The organism is Acetomicrobium sp., from assembly GCF_059026225.1.
Genome location: NZ_JBWQOQ010000006.1, coordinates 20,156 through 29,526, shown reverse-complemented (window position 1 = coordinate 29,526; position 9,371 = coordinate 20,156). Strand labels below are relative to the sequence as shown.

The window sequence follows — 9,371 nt, the reverse complement described above, 5'->3', positions numbered from 1 at the left end:
AAAAACTCAAAACTCAAGATCTGATCCCATTGGCGGTTTTGCCAATATCGGAGTGCTTTACTTTCAAAAGGAGCTGGAATTTAACAAACAGTTTATTTATCATCTAACCGGCACTTTAGCCGATTTTATCGTTTCTGTCACGGCGGCAATCGTGTTGAAAAGCGTCTGGGCCTTAGTGTTTGGTCTTTTGGCTGGAAACATAGCGAGGTTTTTTGTTGGTTATAAGATTCACCCTTACAGACCACGCTTAAATTTTGATTTCGATAAAGCACATGAACTTTTTAGATTTGGAAGGTGGGTTTTGGTATCAAGCGTCCTCGTGTCTTTAGTTACGCAAGGTGACAACATCGTCGTAGGAAAGCTCCTTGGCGCCACCCTTCTTGGTTTTTATCAAATGGCGTACAAGTTCTCAAATGCGCCTGCCAGGGAAATCACTCATGTGATTTCTCAAGTGACGTTTCCGGCATACTCAAAACTTCAAGATAATCCAGAAGGTTTAAGGCAAGCCTATCTTAAAACACTTCAGCTTACTGCCTTTATTTCCATCCCTTTGGCTGGAGGGATATTTATATTAGCCCCTGAATTTACGCGTATATTCTTAGGTGATAAGTGGATTCCGATGGTTCCGGCGATGCGGGTACTGGCTTTAGTTGGATTAATAGGATCAATCCAGGCAACAACGGGCCCGATATTTCGAGCCGTAGGCAGACCAAATATCGATACTAAATGGCAGGTTGTTAGGTTGATGGTGTTAGTGATTTTAATTTACCCTCTATGCTCAAGATGGGGGATATTAGGTACTTCTACAGCAGTATTATTTAGCATATTAACTTCAACAATAGGGTTTGGCGCAATGGTTATTAAAATTACAAAATGTAGAATTAAAGAATTTGGAAAATTGATAGCCTTTCCTTTGATAGCTGGACTATTCATGGTGGCCGTAATATTTGTTTTAAAGGGTGTGGTTGATACTGTAGGGTTGTTGGTTTTTGTTTTGCTTGTATTGTCAGGTTTTTTTGTCTATGTCGGTTTCACTTATATTTTGGATAAATTCCTACACTATGGAGCGTGGCTGCTTGCAAAAAGAAGCTTTGATTCGCTCAGAGATGTTGAATGAGGAGCACGACAAAAGTGACTTAAGTTGGTGTTTGATGGAGCGGCGCCCATCTTTAATTAATCTGTTGCCTTTGAGGGCTTTGTGATTCAAGCCTCTGCATCGCGAGGGCGCTTTGCCATATAAATGCTTCATGATGGGACAACTTCCTGCCATGGGCTCGCCCATGGCAGGCGTCATCGGCGCCAAGGCCGTCATGATTGGCCAGCCAATCTTTTCTTACGCACATCGACTTTGCACACTAGAGTAGACTTTTTAAAGAAGTTTATATAGACTTTAATGTAAATAAAGGCATCGAGGTGAACATATGTGGACAGAAAACCTGAAGAACAGCACAAACCATACCAATTGGAAGGTGGTATTGGTGTATTCGAATTCGTTCAAATTATTTTAAAACGAAAAAAGCTGATAATTGGCGTGTTTTTAATCGCCATCATTGTGGCCATTGCAGCTTCCTATATGATAAAGCCCGTTTATAGGGTTTCAGCTGTAGTTGGGCCTGGGCAAATCTATGTTCTTGAAGCAGTCCAAAATTCCTTGATTTGGCGTGAAGCAGATATAGATACGCCAGAGAACATAGAAGCTCTTATCTCACAAAACCCATTTCATTACGAGACTTTAACGCAACTGGGTTGGGATTTGCAAGACCCTAAAAACAAATTCGATGTCAAAACTAAGTTGCAGCAGAGAACCAAATATATATCTATAAGCATAGATTCCGCTGAACCTGAAAGAGCAAAAAAATATTTAAATACTCTTTTAGTAAAGACACATGCTTTTTATTATCCGAGAGTGGAAACAAATATAGAACTTCTAAATAATACGAAGCAACGTATTATCAACGAAAGGCAAAGCGTTAGCGGTCAAATAAAAATACTAGAAAGCAAATTAAATATGCTAGATTTGGAAAATGTCAAGTTACAAAAGCAAATCGATGAGATACAAAGCAAAAGCGAACAGGCCTTAGATCAACGCCGTAAAGTTCTTGCGCAAGAATCCAACCCCGACAACATGACGCCGTTATTGATTTACTCAAATATTATGCAAGAAAACCTGTCTCAACTGGATAAACTTCTAAATAGCATGAAAGAAAATAATAAGCTCCAGCGCGAAGATCTTCAGCAAGATATTAAAGACTTGAAAGTTCAATTAGCAAACCTCGATGTGAGGTTGGCCGATGTAGAATCCAAACTTGCAAACCTTGGAGTAAAAACGGAAAGCCTTAATGTCCAAAGCAGCGAATCGGAAGCACAACAAAATGACTTAAAATCCCAACAGATTGAGGTTTCAGGCATTAAGATTGTTCAGGAGCCCATTGTAGACCCACAGCGGGTTTCGCCAAAGAGAACTCTTATGGTCGCAGTTGCCGGCGTGCTGGGGCTTTTCGTTGGAGTCTTTGCAGCCTTTGCTGCAGAATTTTGGCAAAGCCACAAGACTGCTGCTTAAAAATTTAAAAGTGAGTGTAGTATATAATTAAGTGATATATAATAAAAACAACTTTTTTCTAGTGGTGATAAGGAGTCAAATCCCAGGGGGCGAGGGGATTGGGTTTTTCGAGAGCAAAAAGAGATGGAAGTTTTTTAAAGCTTTTTGAATTTATCCTGTATGTCATATTCGTGGTACTTGGCTTTTACATTGCTTTTATGATTCGATTTAAGGGAAACCCACCACCTTATAATGTAAATCCCTTCTATCAAAATATGCCCTACATTGCCTTATGCGCAGCTTTTATATTTTACATAACCAAAATCACTTCAACATATAAAAAAACGTTGTTCGGAAATGTGGCAATAATTGGCGTATCGCTGCTTTTAATAGATATCATAACAGCCACGATAATGTTTTTTACCAGAGGGTTTGCCTTCCCGCGGACCGTATTTGCACTTGGGTTTTTTATTCAAATAATATTGATCTTTTCTTTAAAGCTATTTATATTACGCCATATAAGCAAGAAATACGAGCAACGCGGTGTTTTGATAATTACGTCACCTGAAAATTCTGACCTCTTAACGGAGGATTTTTTATCGGGCGAAGTCAGCAATGGCGGGATCAAGTCTATTTGCAGATCTGTCGATCAATACACATACCACTTAATTGATGAAGTTGACAAAGTCTACGTAGATTGCGACATACCAAGTGAAGATAAAGTTGAGTTAATTCGATATTGCTCGATAAAAAACAAGATGCTGTATATTATCCCCAGCTTATTTGAAATAGCGTTTATGAACTCAAAGGTCAGAAACCATGGCGATGTTGTTTTTTTGCGAATAGAGCCATTAGGTTTGTCTTTTGAGCAAAAGGTTGTAAAAAGAATTATGGACGTAATGTTATCGTTGGTTGGTTTGATACTCACGTCTCCCTTATTTTTGATTATCGCCCTATCGATAAAATTAGACGACAAAGGTCCCGTTTTTTACAAACAAGAAAGGGTTACCGAGAACAATAAAACATTTAAGCTATGCAAGTTTCGAACCATGATAGTAAACGCAGAAGAGGACACAGGTCCTACATTAGCACTGAAGGACGATCCAAGGATCACGCGCGTGGGAAGAATCCTTAGATCGACTCGGCTTGACGAGCTGCCGCAACTCATAAACGTGCTCAAAGGAGAGATGAGCATAGTTGGGCCAAGACCTGAAAGGCCTCATTTCGTGGAAAAGTTCGATGAAGAAATAGAAGAATACAAATATAGGCTTTTTGTCAAAGCCGGCATCACAGGCCTCGCTCAAATCTTTGGGAAATACACTACATCACCAAAACATAAGGCTAAATTTGATTTGTTATACATAAAAAACTATTCTTTACTATTAGACATTAAAATCATATTAAACACAGTTAAAGTCATTTTCAAAAAAGAAAGCTCAATGGGCGTTCAGGAAGGGGACTTACAAGACGTTAATACAAAATTGATAAAAGAATTTAACATTAAAGACTATCCTGAAAATACAAACTTCAAGTGATAGTCGAAGGTGCAGGATGTAAAAGACCTTAACGTACGGTCTACGTAGTTAGCAGCTACGCAATGGGGAACGGATTCGGGTATAATTGACCTCGTCCTTGTGGGAGAGGCAGATAAAGCCTACCTGCAAAACCTGATAGACAAGGTCGAGCCAATGCTTCACCGAAAAATCCGTTACTTAACCTTGAACGAAGACGAGCTTGAAAGGTACAAAGCCGCCTTGAAGCTCGAAGAGGCGATAGAGCTGTGGAGCAGCGGTAGAAGTGAGTGAGGGCAGGGTGAGGGATTTATAATATGCCAGTGTAATCGTCAATGGCTTGGAGTATATGAAATTACCTTGAGAAAAGGACGGGATATAAGTTGCATTGCCCGTTTAATTCACTCTTTTGAGTAATATCGATGTTTATTGTGCAGATTTTGCTATGAAAAAGACTATTCTTCAAAACGCCACTTATCTGTTTATTAGCAATTTTGCCGTAAGGCTTCTTACGGCTTTAGCGACTATTCTGGTTGCTAGATATTTAGGCACAGAACAGTATGGTATTTTAAGCATCGGCTTAGCGTTTGGTGCAGTTGCTGGGTATTTTACTGACTTAGGGCTTACTCATACACTGATAAGGGAAGGAACTAAACCTAATGCCGATATTGAAAGGCTTTTAGGTGGAGCGTTAAAACTTAGGTTGTTATTTGCAGCATGTACGACTATCGTAAGTGCAATATTGATACATTGGCTATATAAAGATCAAATATTACGCAATGCAGTTTATTATATAGTCATTCCTACCGTTTGGGGTGGGGCATTACAAGGCGTCGGTGTTGCATATTTCCAAATGATCGAGGAAATGCATTATGTTGCGGCAATAAGAATCTTTTCGACAGTGATCACTGCAGGATTCCTTTTGCTCGGAGTACTGTTGCAGTGGCCATTATGCCTTTTGGCGATCGTCTATGGTATGTCGTCGTTGATTGGGGGTATCGTAAGCACCAGATTAGTAGTGCATCGAGTGCCTTCGATTGGTGGGTTTCATTCAGGTTTGTTAAACAACCTTATGGCGTTTACTCTTGGGGGACTTTTAGTGATGTTGATACCTCAGATGAGCTTGCTTGTACTGCAGCGAGTAACGACCTTAAAGGAAGTTGGATATTTTTCGGCTGCCTATCGCATCCCTGGACTACTATATCAAATTCCAGGTACAATTGCAGCTGCATTTTATCCAAGGCTCTTTCACCTTGGAGCCGTAAACCCAAATGAGCACGTTAAGCTTTTGGGACGTGAACTTAAATTTATGAGTATAGCAAGCGGGGCATTAGTTCTTCCATTTGCATTTTATCCTGATGTTGTTATAAAGATACTTTTCGGTCTTGATTGGGTTCAGGGTGGAAGCCCAGTCCTTGCTATTTTAGCATGGGTTGTGGTATTTCAAGGCATCAATTTTCCAATGGCCGATGCTTTAACTACAAGAGGTTTTCAAAACATACGCACTGGAGTTCTTGTTATCGCTACTATTTCTGGGATTCTTGCTTATATTGCCCTTGGGTCAAGATTAGGAGCCATTGGTGGTGCAGTAGCTGCATTGATTGTAGAGGGAGTTTTGTTATTAGGCTACACGGTTTTTAACTCACGGGGATGGCAAATTTTAAAAATTGGACTACCCACATCAATGGTTGCTTTATTTTTAACCACACTATTGACAATTATATTAAAATATTTAAGTATAAGTCATTGGATAGGCATTATTTCGGCACCAATTTTATATATTATTTTAGTTGTAGTGATAGATCCCGAGGTAAAGGCTGAAATTAGACGTAGTTGTATAACTTTATCGCAAAAGTTAGCAACTATTGGGAAAAAGGATATTTGATTTTATTCAAGGATTATAGCAAAATTAGCAAATATTTAGAAAGAGGGTAAGGTGGCTTGATATGGCAGATACAAACGATTTGGTCTCCATTATCGTTCCTGCATATAATGCTGAAAAATATATTGCAGATGCGATAGGGTCAGTGCTTCGACAAACGTATCCCTATTTTGAATTAATTATAGTTGATGACGCTTCAACGGATAGAACCGCAGAAGTAGTTCAATCTTTTAGCGACCAGCGCATAAAGCTGATTCGACACGCTTCCAATAAAGGGCCGGGCGCCGCAAGGAACACGGCAATAGAGGCTGCAAACGGCAAATGGATAGCTGTTTTAGATGCCGACGATCAATGGAAGGCCAATCGCTTGGAGCGGTTGGTTGAAGTATCGCTAGAAGCGGGAAATGGCTACTTTGTGGCTGATGATTTTATGCTTTGTTTTGATTCCGTATCTGGCCTTAAACCTTGGAGACGTGGCTTAGAAACTGCCCTTAATATTTCTTATCATAATGACTCGTTAATTTTAAATCTATGCGATTATATAAAGCTTGGGACTTCGCCTATAAAACCATTTATGCCCTTGGATCATGTACGACAATTCCAGTTGCGCTACTATATAGATTGTCTTTGCGGAGAGGATCTTGAATTTTTATGCCACCTCTTTCGCACAGGTCTAAAATTAAGGCTTATTGCGGAACCGTTATATCTTTACCGCATAACGCCAGATTCTTTGACAAGTAAACCAAGTGCTCATGAGCATTTGTGCGAAGTGTACGAGAGATTGATAGCTGAGCCAGGTTTCTCTCAAGAGGAAAAGCTGATTTTTAAGGAACTTCTTGCAAAACGAAAAGAGGAAATCGAATATGCTCCATTTCCTCAGGCCCTTAAGCAGCGAAACTATGGTGAAGCTTTAAAGTTGGCCATTAAGCGGCCAACAGTTCTATTAAAGTTTTTACGACGACTACCTAAATCCGCAAGATATCGTTTAGCAGCATGGAAAAGTGAAGGAAAGACAAGGTGAGAAAATTGGCTAATAAAATCGCTCTTTTTCTTCCCTCTTTGCGCGGTGGGGGAGCGGAAAGAGTAATGGTGAATTTGGCCCGAGGATTTTTTGATCAAGGAATAGACGTTGATTTAGTTCTTGTCAAAGCTGAAGGGCCTTACCTGTCGGAGGTTCCAGGGGGAGTACGGGTTGTTGATTTACACTCATCTAGAGTGCTTACTAGCTTGCCTCGCCTGACGCATTACCTTCGTCGGGAGCGCCCGCAATCTATGCTATCTGCTATGGATCATGCAAACATTGTAGCCATCTGGGCGCGAAAATTGTCCGGGGTGCCTTGCCGTGTTGTAGTAAGTGTCCACAGTACCCTTTCGCGGGCTCTAACGAATAACCCTAATTTACGAGGTTATCTAATGCCAAACCTCATTCGGATTTTCTATCCCTGGGCTGATACCGTGGTTGCCGTATCCAATGGTGTAGCCGAAGATTTTGCAAATATTACGAGATTGCCTCGAGAAAGTATAAAAGTTATTTATAACCCCATTGTTATTCCTGAGCTTTTGGAGAAAGCCAAAGAAGCAGTAGAGCATCCCTGGTTTTCGCGAGGAGAACCCCCTGTAATTCTTTCAGTGGGTCGTCTTACGAAAGCTAAAGACTATCCAACCTTGATTCGAGCTTTTGCTCTGGTACGGAGAAAATATCCTGCTAGGTTAATGATTTTAGGTGAAGGCGAAGAGCGAGCTAAGCTGGAAGCATTAACGCAAGAGTTAGGTTTGCAAGACGACATATCCCTGCCTGGTTTTGTGGATAACCCTTATGCCTATATGGCCCGAGCAGCTGTTTTCGTGCTTTCTTCAGCGTGGGAAGGGTTCGGCAATGTTTTGGTAGAAGCTATGGCTGTGGGAACGCCTGTAATTTCAACGGATTGCCCCAGCGGCCCTGCAGAGATACTGGAAAACGGAAGATGGGGGAAGCTTGTGCCGGTGGGGGACACCAACGCAATGGCACAAGCAATTTTAAGCACTCTTAGTGGTCAAGAAGTGAAAGTGGGTTTTCAAAATCGTGCTCTAAAGTTTACTATTGAGCGAATTACTAAATATTATTTGGAGGCGTTAAGTATCTCAATTGGATATAGGGAGCAATAACTATAACGTCAGGATTACAGTACAATTAAGTATATTGATAACTGTCTTGGGAACTGCACTGTTCAGCCTCACGGATGGAACGAGTAATCCACTTTTTCCTTTTTCAGCTGAATTAATGTTGACTACACAGCTTTTAGCATTCTTGGTAGCATTGCCTCTGGTTCAAATTCCTATAAAGGGATTATCTGCAATGGGTTTGTTAATGTGGGTTTTTCTATTTACTCTAAGCATGGCATCAGTCCTGTGGGGAGCTTCTCCGTTTTTATCGCTGCAACGAACGCTGCTGGTATTTGTCCCAAGCATATTTTTATTTCTTTTGACAGTAAGCGACAATAATCCTATCGAAACTTTTTGGAAAGTAGCTCGAGGACTAATTATCTTTGGTGTGTTGCTATCGATGATTGGTATAGTTCTATATATTTTTGGAACAACCATTATTACCAAGTTTGGGCGGATGCAAGTTATGAAAATTGGTGGCTTACAGTTACAACAATCGCTTATTGGTGTTTCACCATTGTTACGGATTTCATCTCTTACTGGTAACCCTAATAGCTTAGCCTCGTGGCTTATGATAACCCTAAATTTAACTGTGGCACAGTGGTTAGCAAATCGCCTCTCGAGGTTTAAGTTTATCCTCCTGTTTGGTGTGCAAGTCATTGCCTTGCTTTTAACATTTTCTCGTGCTGGTATTGGTGCAACCATTATTATTATGGGGTTACTATATGTGTTATCTGCATGCAAAAGGTCGCGACAACTACAAAGAACTGCAGTTTTAGTGCTATTGTTATTTGTTTCAATTTTCATTCTAAGTTATTTGGTTGAATTGTCTCCCGCACTAAAAAACCGGCTAATGGTAGGTCTTAGCGGGCGAGGTCCTGCCTGGTATTTGGCGTGGAATGAGTTTATACAAAGGCCATTAACTGGAGTTGGTTTTGGCATTTCTTACGAAACTATCCTAGAAGATGCTGGTTTAGCTATAACAACGCATAACCTATTTCTAGGCTTATTATCTGAATTGGGCATTGTAGGTTTTTTGCTTGTTTTTGTCATATGGCTACTCGGTTTTTTAGGCTCTTATTACATGGTTAAAAATGCTAAAAAAAACTTCAATAACACACAATATGATGAAATAGTGATTGGTGGTTTTATTATATCTGTTCTGACAGGATTGGTGGTTCATCAATTTTTTGAATTTGGATTATTACGGTATGACTTTCGTACCCTATATTGGGCCTACCTTGTGAGCATACCACTGAACCCAGTCTTTTACAACAATGAAATATGGAGCTAAACA

The 9,371-nt window shown here is 40.3% G+C and carries 9 protein-coding genes; all 9 read left to right on the top strand.

The features are described 5' to 3' along the window. A partial coding sequence (locus AC5SXE_RS04030; RefSeq protein WP_493916700.1) for an oligosaccharide flippase family protein occupies positions 1-1,117 on the top strand: 1,117 nt, incomplete at its 5' end. A gap of 112 nt (positions 1,118-1,229) precedes the next feature. Beyond that, complete coding sequence (locus tag AC5SXE_RS04025) at positions 1,230-1,364, top strand: hypothetical protein (protein WP_493916699.1); 135 nt, start codon at positions 1,230-1,232, stop codon at positions 1,362-1,364. Positions 1,365-1,423: 59 nt separating this feature from the next. Beyond that, positions 1,424-2,560, top strand: coding sequence for a GNVR domain-containing protein (locus tag AC5SXE_RS04020; RefSeq protein ID WP_493916698.1), 1,137 nt, complete (start codon positions 1,424-1,426; stop codon positions 2,558-2,560). 98 nt (positions 2,561-2,658) lie between these two features. Continuing rightward, positions 2,659-4,074 carry a sugar transferase gene (locus AC5SXE_RS04015; protein WP_493916697.1) on the top strand — a complete coding sequence of 472 codons (1,416 nt, stop codon included), beginning with the start codon at positions 2,659-2,661 and terminating at the stop codon, positions 4,072-4,074. Positions 4,075-4,173: 99 nt separating this feature from the next. After that, positions 4,174-4,344, top strand: coding sequence for a hypothetical protein (locus tag AC5SXE_RS04010; RefSeq protein ID WP_493916696.1), 171 nt, complete (start codon positions 4,174-4,176; stop codon positions 4,342-4,344). Positions 4,345-4,459: 115 nt separating this feature from the next. Further along, the gene (locus AC5SXE_RS04005) at positions 4,460-5,935 is read left to right on the top strand and encodes a flippase (protein ID WP_493916695.1); all 1,476 of its coding nucleotides are present in this window, start codon (positions 4,460-4,462) and stop codon (positions 5,933-5,935) included. Positions 5,936-5,996: 61 nt separating this feature from the next. Beyond that, on the top strand, positions 5,997-6,953 hold the full coding sequence (locus AC5SXE_RS04000; RefSeq protein WP_493916694.1) for a glycosyltransferase family 2 protein: 957 nt from the start codon (positions 5,997-5,999) through the stop codon (positions 6,951-6,953). Then, a complete protein-coding gene (locus AC5SXE_RS03995; RefSeq protein ID WP_493916693.1) occupies positions 6,950-8,077 on the top strand; it encodes a glycosyltransferase in 1,128 nt (375 codons plus the stop codon). Before AC5SXE_RS04000 ends, AC5SXE_RS03995 begins: the two co-directional genes overlap by 4 nt. Next, the gene (locus AC5SXE_RS03990; protein ID WP_493916692.1) at positions 8,058-9,368 is read left to right on the top strand and encodes an O-antigen ligase family protein; all 1,311 of its coding nucleotides are present in this window, start codon (positions 8,058-8,060) and stop codon (positions 9,366-9,368) included. Before AC5SXE_RS03995 ends, AC5SXE_RS03990 begins: the two co-directional genes overlap by 20 nt. The last annotated feature ends 3 nt before the right edge of the window (positions 9,369-9,371 follow it).

What these genes read in the sequence shown, in the direction of transcription:
- AC5SXE_RS04000 (WP_493916694.1), top strand. Translation starts at nt 5,997, where the DNA reads ATGGCAGATACAAACGATTTGGTCTCCATTATCGTTCCTGCATATAAT.